This is a genomic window from Shewanella sp. 11B5 (genome assembly GCF_002836795.1).
Lineage (GTDB): Bacteria > Pseudomonadota > Gammaproteobacteria > Enterobacterales > Shewanellaceae > Shewanella > Shewanella frigidimarina.
In genome coordinates, this window is the sequence record NZ_PJAP01000007.1 from 1 (window position 1) to 903 (window position 903).

1 pseudogene is annotated in these 903 nt (G+C 43.2%); it reads left to right on the plus strand.

Annotated elements, in window-relative coordinates:
• Positions 1-888, plus strand: a pseudogene (locus CXF78_RS00075) (IS630-like element ISShfr2 family transposase); the annotation flags it as partial.
• Between the last annotated feature and the right edge of the window lie 15 nt (positions 889-903).

A 903-nucleotide genomic window follows, 5' to 3' on the forward strand; every position in this document is an offset into this window, starting at 1 on the left:
GTGTAAATACTTGGGTTACTCATTATTTAACTCATGGCATTAGCGGCCTAGATGATAAACATAATCCAGGTAGACCCGCTCAACTATCGGCGAAACAACTGGTAAATCTGAAAGAATTTGTACAACGTCAAAGCTTGTCTGAGAGTGGCGGAAGATTGATGGCAAGAGATGTCAGTCTTTTTATTCAGTCTGAATTTGGGGTGACCTTTAAACAGGCAAATATCTACAGATTACTGCATCAATTAGGATTGTCATGGATAACGACCCGTTCTCGACACCCAAAACAATCTCAAGATATTCAGGACGCTTTTAAAAAACTTCCAGCTGTCAACGATCCTTAACACCCCTGGTCATGTGGCGTTAGATCGCATTGATGTTTGGTTTCAAGATGAAGCTAGATTTGGTCAGCAAAATACCACGACCCGCATTTGGGCAACGAAAGGAACCCGACCACGAGCGGTAAGGCAACAACAGTTCGAATCAGCATATTTATATGGTGCGGTGTGTCCTGCAACGGGCACGACAGAGGCTATTATTGCCCCGCATGCCAACAGTGAATATATGTGGGAGCATTTAAAATTAATTTCAGAGGCTACCGAATCGGGTCGCCATGCTTTGGTCATCATGGATGGTGCAGGTTGGCATCAACAAGATCTGACTGAGGACTTTGATAACCTTAGTATCCTTAAGCTTCCGCCCTATTCGCCAGAACTCAACCCTATAGAACAAGTGTGGCAATGGCTTCGTCAGAATGAACTCGCAAATCGTTGCTTTAGTGGATATGACGATATTGTTGAGCAGTGTTCCATTGCATGGAATCGATTTATTGCAGAGCCGGAAAGGGTGATTCAACTATGTTCTAGACGGTGGACAAAATTGACCAATTAATTAATGTAAATGGTA